General features: G+C 42.3%; 19 protein-coding genes. 9 read left to right on the top strand and 10 right to left on the bottom strand.

The window, feature by feature from the left end; genetic code table 11:
- Nucleotides 1-31: 31 nt before the first annotated feature.
- Together E0F88_RS15530 and E0F88_RS15525 are read left to right on the top strand one after the other, a co-directional pair.
- Entirely contained in the window at nt 32-1,747 is a 1,716-nt protein-coding gene (locus E0F88_RS15530) for a GMC oxidoreductase (RefSeq protein WP_131959188.1), read from the top strand.
- Nucleotides 1,748-1,882: 135 nt separating this feature from the next.
- On the top strand, nt 1,883-3,031 hold the full coding sequence (locus tag E0F88_RS15525; protein WP_131959187.1) for an MFS transporter: 1,149 nt from the start codon (nt 1,883-1,885) through the stop codon (nt 3,029-3,031).
- A 146-nt stretch (nt 3,032-3,177) separates the two neighbouring features.
- On the opposite strand, the gene E0F88_RS15520 is transcribed toward E0F88_RS15525, so the two are convergent.
- The gene (locus E0F88_RS15520) at nt 3,178-4,314 is read right to left on the bottom strand and encodes a BamA/TamA family outer membrane protein (protein WP_131959186.1); all 1,137 of its coding nucleotides are present in this window, start codon (nt 4,312-4,314) and stop codon (nt 3,178-3,180) included.
- Between the two features lie 200 nt (nt 4,315-4,514).
- On the opposite strand from E0F88_RS15520, the gene E0F88_RS15515 reads away from it, so the two are divergent.
- Nucleotides 4,515-4,988: a group II truncated hemoglobin gene (locus tag E0F88_RS15515; RefSeq protein WP_131959185.1), complete on the top strand. Its 474-nt coding sequence runs from the start codon at nt 4,515-4,517 to the stop codon at nt 4,986-4,988.
- Nucleotides 4,989-5,009: 21 nt separating this feature from the next.
- Here E0F88_RS15515 and E0F88_RS15510 read toward each other — a convergent pair whose 3' ends face one another.
- From E0F88_RS15510 to E0F88_RS15475, 8 genes are all read right to left on the bottom strand, one after another.
- Nucleotides 5,010-6,755, bottom strand: a complete 1,746-nt coding sequence (locus E0F88_RS15510) for an SMP-30/gluconolactonase/LRE family protein (RefSeq protein ID WP_131959184.1) — start codon at nt 6,753-6,755, stop codon at nt 5,010-5,012.
- Between the two features lie 184 nt (nt 6,756-6,939).
- Nucleotides 6,940-8,139 (bottom strand): acetyltransferase domain-containing protein, encoded by a 1,200-nt coding sequence (locus E0F88_RS15505; RefSeq protein ID WP_131959183.1) that lies wholly within the window; start codon nt 8,137-8,139, stop codon nt 6,940-6,942.
- A 133-nt stretch (nt 8,140-8,272) separates the two neighbouring features.
- Complete coding sequence (locus E0F88_RS15500; RefSeq protein ID WP_131959182.1) at nt 8,273-8,842, bottom strand: NADPH-dependent FMN reductase; 570 nt, start codon at nt 8,840-8,842, stop codon at nt 8,273-8,275.
- A gap of 15 nt (nt 8,843-8,857) precedes the next feature.
- Nucleotides 8,858-9,430, bottom strand: a complete 573-nt coding sequence (locus E0F88_RS15495) for a YceI family protein (protein WP_131959181.1) — start codon at nt 9,428-9,430, stop codon at nt 8,858-8,860.
- Nucleotides 9,431-9,600: 170 nt separating this feature from the next.
- On the bottom strand, nt 9,601-10,500 hold the full coding sequence (locus E0F88_RS15490) for an ROK family protein (protein ID WP_131959180.1): 900 nt from the start codon (nt 10,498-10,500) through the stop codon (nt 9,601-9,603).
- A 75-nt stretch (nt 10,501-10,575) separates the two neighbouring features.
- Nucleotides 10,576-11,823 carry an L-fucose:H+ symporter permease gene (fucP, locus tag E0F88_RS15485; RefSeq protein WP_131959179.1) on the bottom strand — a complete coding sequence of 416 codons (1,248 nt, stop codon included), beginning with the start codon at nt 11,821-11,823 and terminating at the stop codon, nt 10,576-10,578.
- Between the two features lie 328 nt (nt 11,824-12,151).
- Complete coding sequence (locus E0F88_RS15480; protein WP_131959178.1) at nt 12,152-13,960, bottom strand: hypothetical protein; 1,809 nt, start codon at nt 13,958-13,960, stop codon at nt 12,152-12,154.
- Between the two features lie 124 nt (nt 13,961-14,084).
- Complete coding sequence (locus tag E0F88_RS15475; RefSeq protein WP_131959177.1) at nt 14,085-14,900, bottom strand: alpha/beta hydrolase; 816 nt, start codon at nt 14,898-14,900, stop codon at nt 14,085-14,087.
- A 319-nt stretch (nt 14,901-15,219) separates the two neighbouring features.
- On the opposite strand from E0F88_RS15475, the gene E0F88_RS15470 reads away from it, so the two are divergent.
- The 3 genes from E0F88_RS15470 to E0F88_RS15460 all read left to right on the top strand — a co-directional run bounded on the left by E0F88_RS15470 (nt 15,220) and on the right by E0F88_RS15460 (nt 16,437).
- Nucleotides 15,220-15,384 carry a lmo0937 family membrane protein gene (locus E0F88_RS15470; RefSeq protein WP_131959176.1) on the top strand — a complete coding sequence of 55 codons (165 nt, stop codon included), beginning with the start codon at nt 15,220-15,222 and terminating at the stop codon, nt 15,382-15,384.
- Nucleotides 15,385-15,529: 145 nt separating this feature from the next.
- Nucleotides 15,530-16,084 carry a hypothetical protein gene (locus tag E0F88_RS15465; RefSeq protein ID WP_131959175.1) on the top strand — a complete coding sequence of 185 codons (555 nt, stop codon included), beginning with the start codon at nt 15,530-15,532 and terminating at the stop codon, nt 16,082-16,084.
- A 68-nt stretch (nt 16,085-16,152) separates the two neighbouring features.
- Nucleotides 16,153-16,437, top strand: a complete 285-nt coding sequence (locus tag E0F88_RS15460; protein WP_131959174.1) for a hypothetical protein — start codon at nt 16,153-16,155, stop codon at nt 16,435-16,437.
- A 93-nt stretch (nt 16,438-16,530) separates the two neighbouring features.
- Here E0F88_RS15460 and E0F88_RS15455 read toward each other — a convergent pair whose 3' ends face one another.
- Entirely contained in the window at nt 16,531-17,217 is a 687-nt protein-coding gene (locus tag E0F88_RS15455) for an arylesterase (protein ID WP_131959173.1), read from the bottom strand.
- A 224-nt stretch (nt 17,218-17,441) separates the two neighbouring features.
- Between E0F88_RS15455 and E0F88_RS15450 the strand changes: the two genes are divergently transcribed.
- The 3 genes from E0F88_RS15450 (at nt 17,442) to E0F88_RS15440 (ending at nt 24,258) form a co-directional block, all read left to right on the top strand.
- Nucleotides 17,442-18,143 (top strand): ABC transporter ATP-binding protein, encoded by a 702-nt coding sequence (locus tag E0F88_RS15450; protein ID WP_131959172.1) that lies wholly within the window; start codon nt 17,442-17,444, stop codon nt 18,141-18,143.
- 53 nt (nt 18,144-18,196) lie between these two features.
- Nucleotides 18,197-20,740 (top strand): ABC transporter permease, encoded by a 2,544-nt coding sequence (locus E0F88_RS15445; RefSeq protein WP_131959171.1) that lies wholly within the window; start codon nt 18,197-18,199, stop codon nt 20,738-20,740.
- Nucleotides 20,741-21,186: 446 nt separating this feature from the next.
- Nucleotides 21,187-24,258, top strand: coding sequence for a SusC/RagA family TonB-linked outer membrane protein (locus E0F88_RS15440; protein ID WP_131959170.1), 3,072 nt, complete (start codon nt 21,187-21,189; stop codon nt 24,256-24,258).
- Nucleotides 24,259-24,267: the final 9 nt, after the last annotated feature.

Below are 24,267 nucleotides of genomic sequence, written 5' to 3'. Positions count from 1 at the left end.
ACTAAATCCATCATGAACAATACTTATAAAAATGGCGAATTTAAATATTGACGCAGTTAAGGACATGACCTATGACGCCATCATTATCGGATCGGGTGTATCCGGTGGATGGGCTGCAAAGGAACTGACCGCAAAAGGTCTTAAGGTTTTGATGCTTGAAAAAGGAAAAAACCTCGAACACGTTACAGGTTACGAAAATGCTCTTAAGGCTCCCTGGGAATCTGAGTATAACGGACGCTTGACAATCAAACAAAAAGAAACACATCCTTTTCTTTCCCGCGATTATCCGTACAATGAAATGACGGAAAAATACTGGATGAACGATTCGGATGCACCTTATGAGGAAAAAAGAAGATTCGACTGGTTCCGTCCGAATATCGTAGGAGGAAAATCGATCATGTGGGGCCGCCAGTCTTACAGATGGAGCGACCTGGATTTTGAAGCAAACCTGAAAGATGGTGTTGCAGTGGACTGGCCGATTCGCTATAAAGATATTGCACCCTGGTATTCTTATGTTGAAAAACACGTAGGTATTTCGGGAGAAAAACTTGGACTGCCACAGTTGCCCGACAGCGATTTTATCCCGCCGATGGAAATGTATTTTGTTGAAAAAGAGGTTCGTAAGAGACTTGAAAAACAATTTCCGGGCCGTACGATGACAATTGGCAGAGTTGCAAACCTTTCTCAGCCCACCAAAATACAACTTGAAGGGGGCCGCTCTCCTTGTCAGTATCGTAACAAATGCTCATTGGGCTGTCCTTATGGTGCCTATTTCAGTACTCAATCCAGTACGCTTCCGCCGGCTGTAAAAACCGGCCTGCTTACACTGCGTCCTGATTCGGTTGTTCGTGAAATCATTTATGATGACAAAACAAAAAAAGCAACCGGTGTACGCGTGACGGATTCAGTAACATTGCAGGAAAGAGAGTACAATGCCAGGATCATTTTTGTCTGCGCAAGTACGATTGGTTCAACCCTTGTGCTGATGAACTCAACTTCACAACGTTTCCCGAATGGTCTGGGCAACGATTCAGGAGAGCTGGGACACAACCTGATGGATCACCACTTCCGTACAGGAGCAAGCGGAACCTGGGAAGGAGATTTGGATAAGTATTATTTCGGACGTCGAGCTAACGGAATTTATGTTCCCCGCTACCAAAACTTCGGATCTGACAAACGTGATTATCTGCGTGGATTTGGGTACCAGGGTGGCGGCGGCCGTCAGGGATGGCAAAGAAATATCGCCGAACTCGCTTTCGGAGCTGATTTCAAAGAAGAACTGACCACTCCGGGTAACTGGACAATGGGCTTCGGCGGTTTCGGAGAAACATTGCCTTACCACGACAACCGCATGTTCCTCAACAAAGAGAAAAAAGATAAATGGGGAATGCCAACGGTCGTTTTTGATGCTGATTTGCATGAAAACGAAAAGAAGATGCGTAAAGACATGATGAATGACGCTGCCGAAATGCTTGAAAAATCCGGAGTCAAAAACGTTAAAACGTACGACAACGGATCGTATCTGGGCATGGCTATTCATGAAATGGGAACTGCACGCATGGGCCGCGATCCGAAAACTTCGGTACTCAACGGCAACAATCAGCTGCATGCTGTGAAGAACGTTTTTGTTACCGACGGCGCTTCGATGACATCGGCGTCCTGTGTTAACCCTTCGCTGACTTATATGGCTCTGACTGCACGTGCTGTTGATTTTGCTGTAAAAGAATCTAAGAAGAAAAATTTATAGAAGGAGAAAGGAGGAGTGAGAAAAGGAGGAAGGAATTTCGGCCGGCAACAGTGATGTTGCCGGTTTTTTGTTGTTTTGATTTTCATTCTTTGGCTTTGTATTGTCATCTTTGCACGAAACGTTTCAAAAAAATCAATGGAAAATACCCAGTCTGCAACTCCGGATTCAAATGTCATTGCCGCCAGGCGCGCAAGTATGCTTATCTTTCTGGTCTGCGGGATAGGACTTTCCAGCTGGGCACCCATGGTCCCTTTTGCCAAAACCAATTTGAATCTGGATGAAGCAGCACTGGGGTTAGTACTGCTTTCGCTGGGACTTGGTGCTATATTGATGATGCCGTTTTCGGGTTTTCTTATCAATAAATACGGAAGCAGGAAAGTAACACTTGCAGCCGCTACGGTCATTGCACTCATTCTTCCAAATCTTTTGCTGGCCTCTTCTGCTATTCAGTTATCCATAGCACTTTTTATATTTGGAGCTGCCATCGGTTCTATCGATGTAGCCATGAACGCGCATGCGGTTCTGGTGCAGGAAAGATATGGCAAACACATTATGTCATCCTTTCACGGTATGTTTAGTCTGGGCGGTCTTTTGGGATCCATAGGTTTGGGATTTCTGATTAAATTCGGTTTGTCTCCTACAATCGCCGCTGTAAGCATTTCAGGCCTTCTGTTGTTTATTGCAGCCAGCCAGTACAGATATTTGTTTCCACATTGCCAGGAAAATTCTGTCGAATCGTTTTCTTTTGCACTGCCACGCGGACCGGTTCTGATTTTGGGATTGATGTGTTTTGTGTTTTTCCTTGCAGAAGGGGCTTTACTGGACTGGAGTGCAGTGTTCCTTCAATTTAACCGGGGATATGAACCATCCATGGCCGGCCTGGGGTACGCAGCATTTTCGATCGCAATGGCAGTTATGCGACTTACCGGGGATAACATCGTTAACAAAATCGGTTCTTACAAAGTGGTACTCTATGGAGCCCTGCTTTCGTCGGCAGGTTACTTCATTGCGGTTTCAATTCCATGGCCGGGTGCGGCTCTGATCGGTTTTATACTAGTCGGATTAGGAGCGGCTAACGTAGTACCGGTATTTTTCACAGCAGCCGGAAATGTTCCCAATGTGGCAACCTCTGTGTCACTGGCCGCAGTCACTACCTTGGGATACAGTGGTCAGCTGGCTGGTCCTGCCATGATTGGATTTATTGCTGAAATGACTTCACTGCCGGTTGCACTGGGCTTTGTCGGTGTGCTTTTGCTGATCGTGGCGGTTACTTATAGAAAATAAATTTCTGAGATTCATTAAACCACTTTGTAGTTGTGAGGTATTTCCCATATCCGTTTCCCCGGATTGTAACCGGGGCTATTCATATTAAATCCCATTGGGATTTTTTGTACAATCTTGGTAACTAACAACTTTGTTTTTTTTGCAACTTAAAATGCCTCTCCTGTAAACAGGTAAATTCCGGGGCCTTCTTTGGTAAACCCAACGTCAAGTCTGAGAAAAATGTCCTTTTTAGGAAACAGCAAATATCTCAAACCTACCCCACCTGACGGCCGGATATGTTTCCAGCTAAATTCATTCACTTTTGGAGCAACCACTGCGGCTGAGGCAAACACTGTTCCTCCGAATCTTTTACTGAATTTAAAAGGAAGCCAGCGATGTTCTGCCTGGGCTGCTATCATATTTTTATCACGGTACCTGCCTGAATAAAACCCGCGCATTATCATCTCTCCGCCCATCAAAGCTAATTGATTAAACGGAACATCGCCGGAGAAGAAGTTACCATATACCTGCCAGGCCAACACGTTACGTGTATTGGTTGGATGTGAGGATCGTACATCAAGATTAAAACCATAAAAATCATGATCACTGGCCAGCGCTTTTCGGTAAGTCAAAAAAGAAAACTCACTGAATAATCCTTTCCGTACGTTTAAAACATTATGGCGGTTATCGTATACCACGGCAGCGCCAAGCCCCAGGTTTTTACCACCGTTGCTACCTAATGGAAGCTCATAAACATCATGATCTTCCGGCTGATTGAATTTAGTGTTGTAAAGCTGCTGATAGTCTATTTCGGGACCGATGAAAAAGTTACGAACAACTTTTCGCAAAACCCGCTGTCTTAAAAGTAAATAATTGGCATCGATCAAAGCTGGTTCCGTACCCGGAGTTTCGGGACCGATACCGTAGTAAAGCAAAGGAAACCGCTGAAAGCGAGTCCTCCCCAAAACAAACCAATTATCCTTATCTCCGTAAATTGCGTTATCCAGCCAGATTCCGTATTGCGCTTCAAGTGTAATAAAAGTAAAGGCCTGAATCTCACTTAACCTGTTGAGCGTGTCATTTTTTGACTGAAACAGAAAAAGCGATGAAAACCCGAATTCAAAACTTGTTTCCGGCGAATAAGCCAGTGTTGGATATATCCGAAAACTGGGTTTTCCGGGGGATGTGGTATCAGACACAGACTTTTGAATAAAACGCTTAACCCAGCCATTTTTTTCCTGACCAAAAACAGCTTCGTCCGGAATAATTGCCAGCAGAAGGAAGCAAAGATATTTGAAATTCAAAGTTTACGAAGTTAGATGTGCTTTACGTATAGCCGAACTTTTATTTAAAAAATCACGCCAGCCATGTTGAACTTCTCACAATTACAGGATCCTTTTCCCTCTTACCCTAAAATCTCAAAAAAATCAATAAATTAACATTGTAATTTAGTGCTTGAAGCATAAATATTGGAGCTTGATTTTACATCTAAACTATCCGGAACATGCCAGAAAATTCGATACCAACTTTGTACGAATGGGCGGGCGGTATGCCTGCATTCGAAGAACTAACGAATGTTTTTTATGATAAGGTGCTTAAAGATGAGTTGCTCGAACCTGTATTCAAACAAATGTCAGGTGAACATCGGCTCCACGTCGCTCATTTTATAGCAGAGGTATTCGGCGGACCTGAGTTGTATAGCACTGAAGAGGGTAGTCATTTTAAAATGATACAAAAACATTTGTTCAAACATTTGACAGAACAACATCGCAAACGCTGGGTTACTCTTCTTCTGCAAACCGCTGACGAGATAAACCTTCCTGACGATCCTGAGTTTCGTTCCGCCTTTGTCGCATATATCGAATGGGGAACCCGGATTGCCGTACTCAACTCCAATACTGACCAGCTACTTATGAATCCTACCGAACCGATGCCAAAATGGGGATGGGGAGTTCCGGGCGGTCCGTTTCCTGGTTAAATAACAAGCAAGCCGCAATTTCTATAATTTAGGCGCAGCAGGTTTATTGGGTTTATCCCAATTATTGGCACCATGTGTGTTCAGCTTTCTCCTGTAAACTTTGCCATTTGCAGTGACAAACAAATAATCAAATTCTTTACCACCAAAAACCAGATTCGATACGTAACCGTTGGGAGTTGGCAATATAGCATTTACCCTTCCTGTCTGGTCCATAACCTGAACTCCAGAATTTGTTGCAACATAAATCCGCCCTTCGCGGTCACAGGTTATGGCCCTTGCTCCGGCATTTTCTTCCGTATCCGGCACATGCAGATAACCATATTTTTGTTTGTACGCTAAGGTGCCATCTGCCAGAATCTGATAAACCCAAACCCAGTGAGAAGTTGATTCGGTAACATATAACAACGACTGATCCGGTGAAAGTGCAAGTCCTTTTGCTAATCGCAGGCCCTTGTCTGCCAGCATTTTTTCTCCATCCTGCCGAATCAGATAAATGGTTGAACTGTTTTCTTTTCCCTCAGAAACAGATACATACATATTTCCATTAAAAGCAATCGTCAGATCATCGGCAACTATATTGGTTGCAATACTTTGCTTTTTTCCACTGTTGTACTTAATAATCGATCTGGTTTTTTTATTTGCTTCATACCGGTTCCCCTTTTTATCAAATTTAATGGCACTTGTATTTTTCGTTTGTATTTCAACCGTTTCTAACTTTCCGTCAGGTATCGATTTATAACTTTTACCCAAAACACCCTGAAAAAATACCTCTCCAGAATTATTTGAGGTCAACCCATCAGTGAATTTTAAGCCCGCTCCAACTTCATCCCAACCCTGACCTTCTACCAATACGGCTGACAAAACCTGATTCTGAGAAACCCCCAGTTTGACTTCTGCCGGCCAGTCCTTCCATAAATAGCGCATGGCTTCGGGAAATATTGCCGTTCCTTGTTTTCCGTTATGCCCACCAGCTCCCCACTTATGATTTACTTCATAACCTGCAAAGTTGAGCGCACGAAGCATCGTCTGGTTTGCCATCCACCAGTCACCCGCATAAATATTCAGGTCGTTACTTCCATCCTGAAGGTAAATCCTGAGCGGTTTAGGTTCATATTTTCTTATCAAAGTCGGATACCTGTCCGCACCACGCAGACCAACATACGTTCCGATTGCACTAAAGACCCGGCTAAAAGCATCAGGTCGTTCCCAGGCTGCCGTAAAAGCACAAACTGCTCCGCTGCTGGATCCGCCAATTGCCCTGTCATTTCCATTTTTGGAAAGTTTAATCGCTCTTCCGTCGCTGGTTTTTTGTTTTTCTACTTCCGGTAAAATTTCGTCCAGTATAAAATGCGCGTAATTTTCACCCAACCCGTCAAATTCAAAACTGCGGTTGAAACGGTCGAGCGCTGCATCCGGATCGATGGCTCTAACTTTTCCGTGCATTACAAATACACCGATGGTCACCGGCATTTCACCCTTGTGAATCAGATTATCAAATACAGTCGGTGCTTTCCACTGAATCCCATCCTGATTGACATAAACGCAGGCCGGCTTATCGGCTTTGTATTGAGCAGGCACATACACCCAGTATTCTCTCCAGGTACCTGGGAAAATTTTAGAGTTCTCAAAAGTAAATTTTAACACTTCTCCTTTCGGAATTCCGGCTTGCTGTTCCGAGGCAGGATCCGTCGGATAGTTTTCTTCGACACTTTGCGCCAGGATGTTTTGACCGGAAAGAAAAAGAATGAAAAGTAAAATTTTCTTCATCGATGTGATTTGTTGAATTCATCATTATAAATCTGAATCCAACAAGATCTACTGAAAGACACCTGTTATACTCTATGTAAAACCGAGGAAAAATAGGTAAGCAACAGATTTAGTAAGTCAGAAAGTTATTCATTCTATGTGGTGCTCTTACTAATCCTTGTGGCACTTTGTGTAATTTGAAAAATTACAGGTAACTCAGCCACCATGCTTTGTGCTCTGTTTTGTATTTGCCATACCACTTGCAGGGAAAATAAAGCGACAACACGATTGCAATCCAAATTAAATACACCCAACCTAGTTCAAAACCAAAATCGAAAGGCCGGAACTTAAAAAACAACTCCGGATCTGTTGCCTGCTTCCAGGTATAACCTGTCAGCAGGACGGTGATGGCACTTAGCACGTGAATCAGTGAAAAGTGAACGATAAAATAGAAGAACGGCACTTTACCGTAAACAGATAAGAATTTTGTCAAACGGTTAGAGGTGCTGTCGGTGAAAGATAGCAAAATCAAAACTGGCCCCACTGTCATCAGTGTAAAAAGCAGTGATGGAGGATATTTTGAAACATTAAAAAAGGACAGCACTGTCCGCCAGCTTTCCTTTTGCGTTGTCCACAAAGCCGGGTCGCCATAACCGTTGGCAAATCTTAAAACAATAAAAATAAGCGTAGCTGAAAGGCCCGCAAGCAGCAAAATCTTTTTTCTTTTCCCGGCATCAAAATCTTTGTCGTAAAGCTTTCCCAAACCGTATCCGCTCATCATAACACCGGCCCAGGGAAGAATTACATAAAAAACAGCAATCGTTCGTCCGCCCACAGGATAAAACTTACCAGCCGCTGTAAAGAAAATATTGAGTATAATATCCAAAACTGAATTCGGCGTCACTTTGATAAAATCAAAAACGTTATGACCCAGGATGAGCACCAACCCAAAAACTAACACCGCTTTTGCTGAAAAAAATCTGACAAAGATCCCTGTCACAATCATGCAGCATCCGAGTGCCCAAAGTACATTCAGCAAAATAAATTTGTAGGAAATATCGAAGGATAGTATAAACGTCATTAAGGTAACTTCTATCAAAACAATCCAAAAACCTCGCTTAATCAAAAAAAGGCTCGTTTCTGTAGCCGATCGTTTGCTTCCGGCCAGATAAGCCGAAATACCGGACAGCAGCATAAATGAAGGAGCGCAGTAGTGTGTTATCCATCTTGTAAAAAACAGAATTGGCGTTGTCGTCTGCGGATCTACCGGATTTTGCGTGAAAGCGGTAATCAGAAAAAACTCGCGGACATGGTCCAGTGCCATAATGATCATGATGGCTCCCCGGATCGTATCAATCGATTTGATTCGTGAGGTGGGTTCACTTTGAAGCAGACTGACTGACATAGGAAATGGTTATGATAACTACCTGTATATGGATCAGTGAAAATAAGAAATTAAATGCAAAGCAAAAAAGCCGAAAGCATGACATTATTGATCATGCTTTCAGCTTTTTGTATTTACCTTCAAATCGGACAGACTACTTATCTTCCCGCATAGCTTTCAATCCCTTTGTCCATTTCAACAATTCATCCAGCATTTTTTTTGAAGCTGCCTTTGAAATTTCATTGGCAACCAGCTCGCCCTGCTCATTGATGCTTTCTGTAAAAAAGGGGAAATTAACTGCTTCGGGAAGAGCAACGGTTTTAAAACTTGCCAGATCAGCTTTGAGACTGTTCGCAGCCCGCGTGCCGGCAGAAACGCCTCCGTAACTTACAATACCTGCCGGTTTGTAGCCCCATTCATGTACCAGATATTCCAGTGCATTTCTCAACGGAGCCGGATAATTATAATCATATTCCGCGGTTACAAAAATAAATGCGTCAGCCTCATCGATTTTTGCACTCCAGTCTTTGGTGTGAGCATGTTCGTATTGTTTCATAGACGGATGCTTAGCCTCGTTCATCATCGGCAGATTGATCTCACCTAAATCAAGCAGTTCTACTTCGAAATTACCATGAGCCCTTGCGACTTCCAGTATCCATGCTGCAACAACCGGACCTTTTCTTCCCGGCCTCACCGTTGAGGATATTACTTTTAGTTTGTACATAAATATTATTTTAAATTACTTCGGACCGAATTCTCCGTCCGCTATGATGGTTACTTCTTCACTGAGCATCGGTACAGCAAATTTTGTACCCAGGTTAAAATCCGAACGTTTGATCACACCCGTTGCCCTGAATCCGGCCACAGGCTTTTTGCTCATTTGGTTGGTGATTGTACCACGGTACCAAAGCTCCATTGTCACAGGTTTGGTTACGCCATGCAAAGTAAGATTTCCTGTCAGTTGATATTTGTCCTTACCTGCACTTTTGAGCTCTGTACTTTTAAATGTAAGTTCGGGAATGGCCGTCGCATCAAAAAAGTCAGCCGATTTAAGGTGATCATTTCTTTTTTCCACACCCGTATTGATAGAGGCAGTTTTGGCGGTCAGCTCAAAAGAGGCATCACTAAAATCAGGTTTGGAGGCTGTAATCGTTGCATCAAAATCAGTAAATGCGCCACTAACGGTAGATACGCCTAAGTGTGTAATGTCAAATTTGAGCTGCGAGTGCGCTTTATCATTTTGCCAAACCGACTGTGCCATAACGCCAAACGAAACAGCGACAAACTGGATAATTAAAAATACCTTTTTCATAAATCACTTTGTTTAGATTGAATTGAATGGGACTATTACCATAAAGTCAAGGTAAACAAAATTAGGCAGTGATGCTACGTATATGATGGCTGCACTAATAACTTCACAAAAAAATAACCCGGAACTTCGCAAAATAGCAAAGATCCGGGTTCAAGAATTTTAATTAAAATCTACAACAAAGCAGCTCCGAATACACCCGCGCTATCACCAAGTTTTGGTTTAACAATCGGGGTAGTAACTACGCCTTTGTTGAAAATATACTTCTTAATTTTGTCGTAGCCTGCGGTATATAAAAGATCGATGTTTCCAACACCTCCGCCAATAACGATCAGACCGGGATCTAAAACGTTGATTAGCGTTGAAATAGCTCTGCCATAAAATTCCAGCAAACGTTCTATTGTTGCAGTGGCAAACTCATTTTTACCGCTGTGATATTCTTCAAGAATTTCCTTCAATGATAATTTTACTCCGCTGATCTTTTCGTAATGACGTTCCAAAGCCGGACCGGCAATTACCTGCTCGACACAACCAGCCTTACCGCAATAACAGGAGTCACCGTTCTCTTCAAGTATATTATGTCCCCATTCTCCGCCAATTCCATGATGGCCGCCGATTATTTTATTGTTCACGACCAGACCACCGCCTACGCCTGTCCCCATAATCACGCCAAAAACAACTTCTGCTCTCGGATAATCTTTTCCGGCACCTATCAATGTTTCGGCAAGGGCAAAACAATTGGCATCGTTGGCAAGCTGCACAGGTATTCCCAGTATTTCTTCCAGATCTTTTTTCATCGGCTTCCCGTTCAGACAGATCGTATTGGAATTTTTCATTAGCTGCGAATCAGGCTCGAGTACGCCCGGCGTAGCAAAACCAATTTTAGCCGGCCGCTCTCCCACCTGCTCGGCGACCAGATCAATCAATTTTTTGATCTGTGATAAAATGTGTTCATATCCCTTCGCTGATTCAGTTGCAATACGCATACGAACCACTACTTCTAAATTATTATTTGAATCCAAAACGGCACATTCTATCTTGGTGCCTCCTAAATCTATTCCCCAGAGTTTCATATGAATCGGCTATCGGCAATCAGCTTTCGTTATGTTTGATTATTAATAGTTTTATACGGTTTGATTTTAACTCTCTTACCGCACTTTATAAAATTTGTACCCAAAAAGGAAGATAACGGTATAACAAATGATTGGCAAATAATAAGCCATTGCCACGTCATGCTCTGCTACTGCACCCATTGCAAAAGGGAAAAAAGCACCCCCAACAACGCCCATTGAGATAAATGAAGAAGCCTGTTGTGTGTGTGATCCCAGATTCTTTAAACCTAGACTGAAGATCGTCGGGAACATGATACTGAAAAAGAAGTTCAACATCAATAGAGCTATAAACGATGGCCAGCCCCAGCTTTGCGCTATAATCAGACACATCAGAATATTGCAGGCTGCGAAAATTGCCAGGAGTGAATGCGGTGCAATGTAACGCATCAGGAAAGTACCTACAAATCGTCCGGTTAGCATCAGGACAAAAAACAGGATCATATAATTTCCTGCAACCAAATCAGTAAAGCCCATTTTCTCGTGGCCATAATTGATAAAGAAGGCCCATGTACCCGCCTGCGCAGCTACATTAAAAAACTGCGCAATAACTGCCCAAACAAAATGTTTATGCTGAAAAAGAGTTTTTCCGGGTGCAACATCAACGTTGGTCGCTTCGGTATCTGATACAGTATGAGGATCAGTTAGTGCAGGAACTTTCACAAAGGAGAATAGTATAGCAATCGTGGCAATCACACTGCCAATCACGATGTACAACGTTTTTACCGAGGTAAGATCCGTACTTCCCGGAACATTGGTTCGCAAAAGAAAATAAGAACCCACAGCCGGTCCGATAATCGTACCCAGCGCATTAAAGGCCTGCGCGAAGTTAATACGAAGATCGCTTGTCCGCTGATCACCTAATGAAGCCACAAAGGGATGCGCTACCGTTTCCAGCGTTGAAATTCCACATCCCAGGATAAACAAAGCACCACCAAAAAAGGGAAATGATGCAGCAGCAGCAGCCGGAACGAACAAAAATGATCCCAATGCAAAAAGAGTAAGGCCAAAAAGTACACCATTTTTGTATCCAAACCGCTTCATAAAGAGTCCCGCGGGGATTCCCATCACACCATATGCCCCAAAAATCGCAAATTGCACGAAAGCGGATTGTGTTTTAGTCAGGCTTAGAACGTGCTGAAAGTGTTTGTTCAAAACATCACCCATGGTGATGGCAATGCCCCAGAACATAAAAAGTGAAGTGACGAAGATAAGCGTAATCAGGTATTTTTTATCCGTAAAACGGGCCGGTTCAGGTGCGTTACCGACAGGGGAAAAGTTACTCATTTAGCTGAATAATAAAAGTAAATGTATGGTATGTTCTATTTTTGCAAATGTAAATTAGAGAAATTTAAATACTGATTCCAATCAAAGTTTTTTGTCCCAATCTTTGCAGACTGATTAAAAAGTTTCAATTGAATGGGAAGTGGCTCATTCAGAGCAGAAAACAATATCCCCGCAGATTATTTATTGCAAAAATTTTAAACGAAGCAATGATCACATTGCTTATCTCATACATCTTCCTTCAGCAACTGAATAAAACTTAATGTACCTTAATCCCTTAATGGTTTTAAATCAACATTAAGAAGTTAAGGTTCATTAAGAAATAGTCCGGCTAACTGATAACCAGCTCGTTTTCTATTTTGAGCCATTGCTCTATTTCCTGAAGCTGATTACTCATTTCCTGCCGGTATACCACCGTTTGACTGGTTAGTTTAGGGACAAGCTCTTTGTAGTAATCAAGACCCAGAAGTAACTGATCTTTAAACTTTTGAAAATATTTTTTCTTTTTGTCGTTCAGCTGTGTGGCTTGCTGTTCGATACCCTTTTTATAGTATTCAATATACAGGTTTAACTCATTGATAAACATATTTGGCCTGTTTACGGAATCTAGCAGGTTGACCTTCCCGTAAATATGCTTTACCATTTCGTCCAAAGAATACACTTTTGAAAACCAGGCCAGGTTTGGTCCGGGACAAATGGAAACAGCTTTATTTTCTCTCGGCGACAGCAGATGATTTTTAAGTAGTGCCGATGTACTCAATCCTTCACAAAGGCAAAGTTTTTCTGTAATGGAATTCATTTGCTCCTCAAAATCAAGCGGGCGTGGATGTAGGGCTTGCAGCTGTTTGATTTTTAGATTCTGATACTGACGGGAAGCAGTACAAATTGGCTCGGTTGTAAATTCGGTGTTTGAAACAAGATATTTTTTCTTACACGGACTACCCGGCCTGCCCTTCTCAATTCGTTCCAGACGCTGTTTTTCAGCACTGCTCCTTCTGAAGTTATTAAACAGAACACCAAGCGGAGAAGAGTTACTAACATAATAGTCCTCGCTTTTCGCCTGCGTTAAATCCTTTAAAGTTTCCTCATCCACATTGGTCACCTCCGGAACAAGCAAAAACGGGCTTCCCCATCCGGTTGCATCAACTTCATAGTGTTCCAATAAAAACCGATCTTCCTCTGCGGTACCAATTCCACCCTGAACGGTAATTTTCACAGCCGGAACCTTATCAATTGCCAGCTCTTTTGTTGCCAAAGCAGCTTGGTACAAAGTATAAAGGTCTGTAAGCATTTCCTGCTTTCTGGCTTTAAATTCTTCCAGTATCGGCCCAAGCAGATAACCCTCAGTTGCGAATGCGTGGCCCCCGCAATTAAGCCCCGACTCAATTCTGAACTCCGATACCCAGATTCCTTTTTTTGCAAGAAACTTTGCCTGGATAAATGCTGAGCGAAAGTCACTAACCTTCAAAATGATCATTTTCGAAAAATTACCATTCTCGTCGGGATAAAAATCCCGGAAATGTTCGAGGTAATTGTAGAGTCTCGGGTTCATTCCCGCCGATAACACCAGGGAAGAATTGAGTGTGCTGTTTGCAAATCCACGAAGCGCAGCCGATGCATCCGAATATTGATCTTCCAAAAGTTCACCATTGTTGTCAACATTCAACTTGTCCACTTTGGACATAATATTAACATCAATTGCTCCCTTTCTCATCCCAAGCCGTAATTCTTCCTGCATTTGTCTTTTTGCCACAACATCTGATGAAGCAAGCATTTCCATGTAGCGCTTTTTCAATGCTGAGGAATCGGGCAAAAGGTCAAAATAACGTGTGATTTCGTTTCCCCTTTCAAATGGCTCGTTCCTTAAAATATCAAAATGTCTACCGATGATTCTATCCATCAGATTCAGGTAAGCGGTAATACGCCTGCTTCTGAAATCCGGTTCCACTGAATAAATGGGCGTGAATATTTCACCGTTTGCAACCGTATGGAATCTGCGCATTCTTTCGATCATCTCATCATCCACTATGGAAGCGACAGAAGAAATACCAAAGGGAGCGACTTTAATGGGTGTGTCAACGGAGTAACCCAGTCCTAAAACCGGAATGTGGAATGTATGTGCTGTATTTTCCTGGATCATAACTTTGCAGTAAGCAATAAATTTTAAGATCCAAAACTAGACTACAGCAGCAAGAAAAATATTGATCTGTGTTAGAAAGACAGGTGATAAATGTCACAGTACGTCCAAATCAGGAAAGCAAAAATTATCTGGCTTTTGCAAAAAAGTTGTTCATGAATAAGAGCTGGAACTGCACAGCATTGGTCCAGTAAGGCCAGTTGTGCCCGCCGGGTCTGGTAAGATAATCGTGAGGAATGTTCCGGTAGAGTAATTCCTGATGCAGGTTTTCATTTACCTTAAAAAAGAAATCCTCTGTTCCGCAATCAATGATAAGAGAAATAGAATTGGGTGTCAGCAGGTGAAGAAGATTTATCACCGTGTTTTTTTCCCAGCGGTCGGGCTCTTCGGAATATTTACCCAGTCTTTTGGCCATATTCCAGTTGTTGGGAAACGGACGAATATCAACACCGCCGCTCATGCTGCCGGCAGCTCCAAAAACATCCTGATGTTTAAATGCGAGGTACAATGCTCCATGACCGCCCATACTCAGCCCTGTGATGGCCCTGCCTTTTCTGTCCTTTATTGTTTTGTATTTACTGTCAACAAAGCTTACGAGTTCCGACGAAACGTAGGTTTCATATTTAAAATTATCATCGACAGGACTATCCCAATACCAGCTGCTGAATCCCCCGTCGGGACAAACAATGATCATATTGTATAAATCGGCTGCTTTTTGAAACCCATTCGCCTTTTTAATCCATCCATTGTAACTATCGCTGTAACCGTGGAGCAGATATACCACCGGCATCGGACTTTGTGATTCGTAATTATCTGGCCTGATGACAACCGCCTTAATTTTCATTTTCATTGAAGCACTGTAAGTTTCAACCGTGTCGACAATGGCAGCTTGAAGCGAGAGAGTAACGAAGAATAAAAAAGCAGATAAAAGAGATTTTTTCATTTTCAAAATAGAGATCACTGTATTTATTGATGTTCAAAGTTACTCAACCAGCACATTTACTCTGATATTATTCTTTTAAAACACCAAAATATTGGCTTTCAAGGCGGTAAAGCGGCATCAGTCATCATGTCAATTTATTTATTTACGGTCGTGTTTGAGATAAAATTTCTACAACTTAATGGTGTAACAAAAGAAGCGAGACTCAACTTCTGTACAATACGGGGAAATATGGCGTCTTAAATTCAGTAAAACCCTGCTGGCACCCAAATTGGATAAGATTAATTTAACATATCATCTTACTAATTAAATTTTCAACACAATGGGAAATCTTCTTTATACAATAGCTGTAATCCTTGTCATTCTTTGGCTGATCGGCTATTTTGGATTCGCAAGCTTTGGAATGGGTAACATCATTCACATTCTTTTGGTTATTGCTGTTGTAGCAATTATTCTGCGTGTGATCAGAGGAGACAGGGTCGTCTAACATTGATTTAAAATATAACAGCTCCGGTTTTCAGCAATGAAGACCGGAGTTTTTGTATGGTACCTTTCTTTTGACAAAGAAAGATTTTAAGCCGGCATAATTCTTATACACCAGAAATAAACCTACCGACAAACTGAACGTAATTATGGAAAATGTGGATGAATATGTGTACCCAACCCATGTAAATGCATCTTTTGACAGTAGACCTGTTGCTGAAAAAGCTTACGATGAGCTGATATACCGGGGATACAAACAGGAAGAAATAAACGTACTTTTCTCTGATGAACAGCATCCTGTACATGGTAAACTGGATAAAGAAGAAGGACATACTGAAAACAAAACCATGGAAAAAGCAGGTGTCGGATCAGCTATTGGCGGAACAACCGGCGCAGTTTTGGGAGCTGTCGCCGCTTTAGGAACAGCCGTGCTTATACCACCGTTGGGAATCGCTGTTGCAGGTCCTTTGCTGGCCGGACTTGCAGGCGCAGGAGCCGGCGGTTTCGCAGGAGGGTTAATCGGCGCACTGGTTGGATCCGGAATGTCAAAAGAGCACGCCGATATCTACGACGCAAAAATTAAGGAAGGCGGGATCATCATTTCATTTACCCCAAAAACAGTCGAAGACCGTATTGAAATTATTACTTCATGGAATAATCTGGGTGGCAGACAACTTCATGGAAATGAAAATTTTACCATCTAAATTATTTACACAGCACTATAAGTAATTTTATTCTTTCTGAAACAAAAAAATAGCAGCACTCTCCTGTCATGACTCACGAAAAGATATACAAACGAAAAGACGGCACGCGGATAAAGATTTCAGTTTGGCTTTATGTGCATGAAAACCAGTCTAATTGGGGATATTTATTATTTTTTCAGGAAAAAAACTCCGATCGCTGGCTGGATCCGTTTACAGACAAAGACTATCTGAAAAGGGTCGTTTCCCTCAAAAAACTTGACGGATTACATATGGACACCTTTGACAGCTACGTATCAAAAGACGAAATCTTAAAAGCTAAAATGGAACTTTGGGAATTGATTAAACCGAAATGAACTTGTTAATGTTGCTTTGTTTGAATGTTTAGTTGTTTGATTGTCATCGCTGCGGATGATTGTTACAACACTCAAACAACAGAACATGTTTTTCTACAGAAGTTCTTCAATTATCTTCCAGACGTTATCTGCTAAAATCCTGTGACCTTCGGCGGTTGGATGTATCCCGTCTGCCTGGTTGAGTTTGGATTCCCCACCTACCCCTTCAAGCAGAAACGGAATCAGTTTGATATTGTTTTTATCAGCAAGTTCTTTGTAAACCGCTTTAAATTCATTGGCATATTGTTTACCCATATTTGGCGGAATCTGCATTCCGGCCAGCACAAGCTGTGCATCGGGGTATTTGGCTTTCACCTTATCGAGGATCGCCTGAAGATTTTTCTTTGTTTCCGAAACCGGAATACCACGAAGACCGTCATTCCCACCCAGTTCCAAAACAAAAATATCCAATGGCTGCTTCAAAAGCCAGTCGATACGACTATTGCCTCCGGAGGTAGTCTCACCACTTACACCAGCGTTTACCACTTTGTATGCCAGTCCCAGCGAATCTATCTTTTTTTGAATTAAACCAGAAAAAGCCAGCGACGGATCATCCAGTCCATATCCGGCTGTCAGGCTGTTTCCGAAAAAAACGATTGTTTTCTTTTGCGCCGCTGTAACTTTGGCGACTGTACCGGTTGCATCTTTTGTTTCCGAGGCGTTTTCTTTCTTGTCAGAATTACATGAAATGAGAAAAGTGAAAAATAAGCAAACGGACAAAAACGAATTTATAAATCTCATAAAAACGGATTGAAATTGAAAAACGGGCATGTTAATTGATGACAGCTTTAAACGAATTCTAAAAATACGGTTTAATCATGATTTGCGGACATCCGCCGCTCATTTATCTTTTAGCGCCGTTCAAACTAAATTTATGTAGAACGAAGACGTCAAAAGAACCAAAATATTTTATTTGCAGTTGCCCAAGCTTAGCACCGCATAAAACCTAAAAGAATAAGTCATTGATGGAGACCATACTAAACCTCAACCAGGTAGGCAAAATTTACCAAAGCGGAAGCCGCTCGCTAACAGTTTTAGATAATATAAATTTTTCAATTGATACCGGTTCAACACTTGCAATTGTTGGTCCTTCCGGAAGTGGAAAGACAACGCTGCTTGGCTTATGTGCAGGATTGGACCGAGCAAGTTCGGGGCTGGTGGAACTACACGGCACCAAACTAAATGGTTTAAGTGAAGATCAGCTGGCTGCGGTAAGAAATCAATACATCGGCTTTATATTCCAAAACTTTCAGTTAATGCCTACTCTAACGGCGTTAGAAAATGTAATGGTGCCATTAGAACTGCGCGGAGAGAGAAATATAAAACCCAGAGCGCTGGACCTGCTTGATAAAGTGGGGCTTGCCGAAAGGAGCCATCATTATCCTACTCAGCTTAGCGGAGGTGAACAGCAACGGGTATCCCTGGCGCGTGCTTTTTCAAATAAACCAAAGATTCTCTTCGCAGATGAACCAACCGGAAATCTGGATGCTGAGACGAGCGAAAAGGTTGTTAAACTTCTTTTTGATCTCAATAAGGAGGCCGGCACAACACTGGTTGTTGTAACTCACGATCTGGATCTGGCTGCCAAAACACAGCGTATTATCAGGATTAAAGGAGGCAAGATCATTTCAGACGCACCTACCGGGTTACAGGTCTCTGCATTGTAAGTTGCCGAAGTTATCCGGCTTGCTTTTTTTCAATTAAAAAACATTCTTGCCTAATGAATACTGAGGGTTTTAATTTTCCATGGCTGCTGAAAATGGCCTGGCGGGACAGCAGAAAAAACCGTTCACGGCTCTTTCTTTTTATTTCTTCAATTATTCTCGGTATTGCGGCGCTGGTTGCCATCTATTCTCTGGGCGATAATTTAAGACAAAATATTGACGATCAGGCTGCAACTTTAATCGGTGCAGATCTGGCTCTTTCGGGTAACAAAGCTGTTGAAGGTAAGGTGAAAGACCTTGTTGATTCGCTTGGCGTAGAAAGATCAGAAGAACGAAGTTTCGCTTCCATGATTCTTTTTCCAAAAGGCGGAGGAAACCGTCTTGCTCAGGTGAAAGCGCTGGAAGGTAACTTTCCTTATTACGGGGAGCTGGAAACTATTCCGGTTACAGCTGGTAAGACTTTCCGCAATAAAAAAGAAGCGCTTGTTGACCAGACACTCATGCTGCAATACCAGGCAAAAGTAGGCGACTCCATAAAAATCGGAGAAGTAACTTTTGCCATAGCCGGTATATTGCAAAAAGCGCCCGGACAAACGGGACTTACCAGTACAGTTGCGCCTTCGGTGTATATTCCGATGCGTTATCTCAACCAAACCGGTTTGATGCAAAAAGGCAGCCGGATCGCTTACAGATACTATATTAAATACGCTCCAAAAACTAATGTTGAGTCTCTGGTTAAAAACCTTGAAAAACGCTTTGAAGCTGCCGACCTAGATTACAGAACTGTCCAAAGTCAGAAGGAGGATACGGGCCGGTCATTTAAGGACCTGACGCGATTTCTTGCATTGGTAGGATTTGTGGCCTTGCTTTTAGGATGTATCGGTGTTGCCAGTGCCATTCACATATATATAAAGGAAAAGATCAATTTAATCGCTATCCTTCGATGTCTTGGGGTTAAAGCGTCGCAAGCATTTTTGATATATCTGATTCAGATCGTTGGGATAGGAATTATCGGTTCGGTTCTGGGAGCAATCCTTGGGACTGCAATTCAGCAATTTTTACCGGTTGTGATCAAAGATTTTCTTCCCTTTACATTAACGACTGATGTTTCCTGGCTGGCAATCGGTCAGGGACTGGCGATTGGAACATTAATTTCGATTCTATTTTCGCTGCCACCACTTTTATCGATCCGCAAAGTCTCACCCCTTAACGTGCTGCGGGCTTCCGGAGAAAGTGCAACCATTGAAAGAGATCCTGTGACCTGGCTTTTATATGCGCTGATCGTACTGTTTATTTTTGGTTTTTCCTTTCTGCAGATGCGTACCTGGATCGAGGCTTTGGTTTTTACCGTCAGTATTTTAGGTGCGTTTCTGGTATTGTTCGCGATGGCATCCCTGCTGATGTGGCTGACGCGTAAATTTTTCCCGACGTCATGGAGTTATCTCTGGCGACAGGGACTTGCCAATTTATACCGGCCAAATAACCAGACAGCCATTCTGATCGTTTCAATAGGTTTGGGCACGGCGCTTATTTGTACGCTCCTGTTCACTCAGGGCATTTTGTTAACCAGGGTAAATTTATCTACCAGTGGTAACCAGCCCAACATAGTCCTTTTTGATATTCAGTCAAACCAGAAAGAAGCAGTGCTCGCTTTGGCCAAAGAACAGCATGTTCCGGTTAATCAGAGTGTTTCTATTGTAAACATGCGTTTGGAAGAAGTCAACGGCCGCGGACCTTCGGATTTTAAAAAAGATACCACTGACGAACAATCAGCCAGGATTTTTGGAAGGGAATACCGGGTTACTTTTCGTGACTCAATCACTTCCTCAGAAAAAATAACAAAAGGAAAATGGGAAGGTATTTACAAGAATGACGGAAGTTTGATACCAATATCCCTTGAGCAAGGCTTTGCTGACCGTAGCCGGGTGAAACTTGGTGATACGATGGTCTTCAATGTGCAGGGAACGATGATGTCGACGGTTGTAGCCAGCTTGCGGGAGGTGAACTGGGGCGAGGTGCAAACCAATTTTCTAGTTGTTTTCCCAAAAGGTGTGCTGGAAGAAGCGCCGCAGTTTCATGTGATGTTAACCCATGTTCCTAATCCGGAGGCATCTGCTAAATTTCAGCAATCAATCGTCCGGCAGTTTCCTAATATTTCCATTATAGACCTCGCGCTGGTACTTCGCGTGCTGGATGATATTTTTAATAAGATCGGATTTGTGATCCGGTTTATGGCTGGTTTCAGTATTCTTACCGGCATCATCGTTTTGATCGCCTCCGTGCTTATCAGCAAATATCAGCGTTTGCAGGAGAGCGTTCTGCTCAGGACATTGGGAGCAAGCCGTAAGCAAATTTTCACCATAACTGCTCTGGAATATTTTTTCCTGGGTTCACTGGCATCCCTTACGGGAATTATCCTTGCCGTTGCAGGAAGCTGGTCACTGGCTAAATTCAGTTTTGAAGCAGAATTCAAGCCGGAAATCTGGCCTGTGGCCGTTGTTTTTTTCTTTGTTTCTTTATTGACTGTTTTAATCGGCCTGATCAACAGCCGGGGAATTTTATCAAAACCACCGTTGGAAGTATTACGGCAGGACGTTTAGATACAGCTCAATTACTTGTTTCAAAGGCCATTTTCGAATGGCCTTTTTTCGTTTATCTGCAATTCCGGTCTTTCATAACGCCCACAAATTAACACAAAGATAAAACAGGCTTCATGTTGGGATAATAATAAGAAGGTTACTTCGCACTTTGTTTCAAAATAACCAAATGTATCTAAATAAAATTGTGTTAAATATACACAAATCGTACAAGAATATTTTCCAATAGTTATAAAACAAGTGATTAATACCTGTTTTCATATCATTTTTTCTTCTGATAAAAATAAATTTCATTCTTTTAAAAAATTACAAACGTTTGCATACCCCATTCAGTATTTTACATTATTTATATCAATAATACAATTACTAAATTGTGGTCACTTTATAACCTATCAAAGCTAAACAGCTTGTTAAATCACCAATAAATATTTACTAATCAATTAGAGTCTATGAAAAAAACCTCGACTTCTCCTCTCAATAAACGGGTGTTGCGAAGTGGTTTATTGCAGTTTACCGTACTCTGCGGGCTGTGTTCAACTACATTTGCCGGTGCCCTGGAACCGAAAAAAATACCACCAGCCGTACTACTTCAGGAAATCACTTTAACGGGTAAAGTAGTAACCGAAGGAACGACCGGAGGCCTGCCTGGTGTAACGGTTTTAATCAGCACCACCGACGGCGGAAATAAACAAGGATCAACAACAGACGCAAACGGAACTTTTACTTTTACAAAACTTCAGACCGGCACCCGGTACAATATACAATTCAGTTACATCGGTTTTGACAAACAAGCTGTAAATGATTTTTTGCTAACCGAATCAAACAGCAACTCTCTGGTTGTGAAAATGACAGAATCGGCTTCCAATCTGGGTGAAGTTGTCGTGGTAGGTTATGGAAGTTCTGTAAAAAAGGACATCACCGGTTCTGTAAAATCTTTAAAAAGCGGCGAGTTTAACACCGGTATCATCAACTCTCCCGAACAACTCCTTCAGGGAAAGGTATCCGGCGTGAACGTAACTTCCGCAACGGGTGAACCAGGCGGGAAAACAAGTATCACCGTTCGGGGTCCAGGTGGTGTGCGTACAGGAAGTACCCCTCTTTTTGTTGTGGACGGTATGGCGCTTGACAACAGCGGAACAGGCGGTGACACCAACCCGCTTAACTTTTTAAACCCACAGGATATTGAATCCATGGACGTGTTAAAAGATGCTTCTGCGACTGCTATCTATGGTGCAAGAGGTGCAAACGGGGTTATTTTGATTACAACAAAAAAAGGAAAGTCGGGCCAGGCGAGTGTAACTTACTCCGGAAGTCTCGGTTTATCGAAAATGGCAAGACCTTTGGATGTATTGTCCGGTCCTGAGTTTATAGCCGAGGCGGCTAAGTTAGGCAGCACGGTTGTAAATGGCGGCTCGGATACCGACTGGCAAAAAGAAATTTCCCGTCGTGCAACCACTCATAATCACAACGTTTCAATCGGTGGTGGTACAGACAAAATGACTTATTATGGCTCATTTGGTTTGCAAAGACAACAAGGAATTATAAAAAGCAGTCAGCAGGATCGTTATACAGGAAGAATTAACCTTTCTCAAAAACTGCTGAACGACCGCGTTACACTGGATGTAAACCTGAATGCCACCAACACCAAGAATCAGCGTCCGGATGTGCAGGCAATGATCGGTGGTGCCATTACAGCTAATCCAACTTATGCAGCTTATGATGCAAAAGGTGAACCCTTTCAATATCAGGATGGAACCAACCCTTTGATTCCGCTGAGACTGAATAAGGATATGGTCAGTACAAACCGTGTGCTGGCAAGTATATCACCATCGGTACAAATCCTGAAAGGTTTGGTTTATAAGCTAAATTTCGGGATTGATAACTCTACATCGACCCGTGATTTACAGTCACTTCCTAATACAGTTCCCTATCAAATCGGACGATTGGATACGTACAATGTAAAAAATACCAACAGTCTGATTGAAAATTATTTAACCTATAATTTCAACAAAAAAGACCATAGCTTCTCAGCACTTGCGGGTCATTCTTACCAAAAGATTTTCCTTCAGGGACGTAATTTCAGCATCAACAAATTTCCGATTTCTGACATCGAACCAATTTACAATCCCGGTTTGGGGCAGGATCTGACATTGGTACTAAACCAGCCGGGCGGATATGCCACTATCAATGAACTTCAGTCGTTCTTTTCAAGAGTAAATTACAGCTTCAAGGATAAGTATTTGATGACGGCCACTTTACGTGTCGATGGTTCGTCAAAATTCGGAGCTAACAACAAATATGGTTCGTTTCCTTCCTTCTCTTTGGGATGGAGAATATCAGAAGAAGCATTTATGAAGTCGTCACCGTTTTCTGATCTGAAACTTCGTGCAGGCTGGGGAAGAACAGGTAACCAGGAAATTCCTTCCAAGATTACTTTGGCAAGGTTTACATCTGCGGTTTCAGGAACAACCAGTTATCCTTTAAACAGCTCAACAACTTATCCTGCTGGAACAACCTACACCAGGCTGGCAAATCCTGATATTCAATGGGAAGTTTCTTCACAAACCGATATCGGTTTAGACTTTGCTTTATTTAAAGGTGCACTGAGCGGGGAAATTGATTATTTCAGCAAAACCTCGGAAAAGATACTTCTGGAAGTAATTCCAGCCGACCCGGTTCAGCCGGCTGGTACTTTCTGGACAAATGTTCCCGACATGCGGATTGTCAATCAGGGTGTTGAGCTTGATCTGAATTACAGAAAATCACTGGAAAACGGATTGAGATACTCGATTGGTGGTAACATGACTTTCATCAAAAATACGGTTAAAAATTCTCCTTATTCGGTTATTCCATCGGGTGCTGCGCAGGGCTCAGGTCTTACTTCTGCAACGATCAACGGTTATATCAACAATGAGCCGATCGGAACGTTTTTCCTGAAAGAATTCATCGGATTTGATGAAAAGGGAATCAGTAAATTCAGAGATGTGGACGGAGACGGCATCATCACAGATAAAGACAGGATAGCGGCAGGATCCGCGCTTCCAACAAGAATGTACAATTTCAGTGGTAACATTGGTTTCAAAGGTTTCGACCTGACTGCTAATTTTAATGGAGTTGCAGGTAACAAGGTTTATGATAACACAGCCAATTCAAATTTTTACAAACTGAAATTGTCAAAAGGCGTAAACGTAACACCGGAAGCCATTGCAAATGCAGAGGAATCTATCAATAACTCTGCTCCCGTTTCAACCAGATATCTTAAAGACGGCGCGTATCTGAGATTAAATAACCTTGTACTTGGATATAACCTGAATACAACAAAACTGGGAATTCACAAATGGATTCAGACAGCGCGTGTGTCGGTAACCGGCCAGAATTTACTTCTGTTTACCAAATACAATGGCTATGATCCTGAAGTAAACAACGACCGTTCTGTAAATGGTATCACTTCTTATGGTATCGATTATTTAAGTTATCCAAAAGCTAAAACAGTCATTTTTAGCGTTAATCTCGGCTTTTAATTTATAAAT

Origin of the sequence: Dyadobacter psychrotolerans (assembly GCF_004349265.1) — a bacterium.
Taxonomy (GTDB): Bacteria; Bacteroidota; Bacteroidia; order Cytophagales; family Spirosomataceae; genus Dyadobacter; species Dyadobacter psychrotolerans.
The sequence above is the reverse complement of the archived record's forward strand: the minus strand, read 5'-3'. Positions and strand labels throughout refer to the sequence as shown.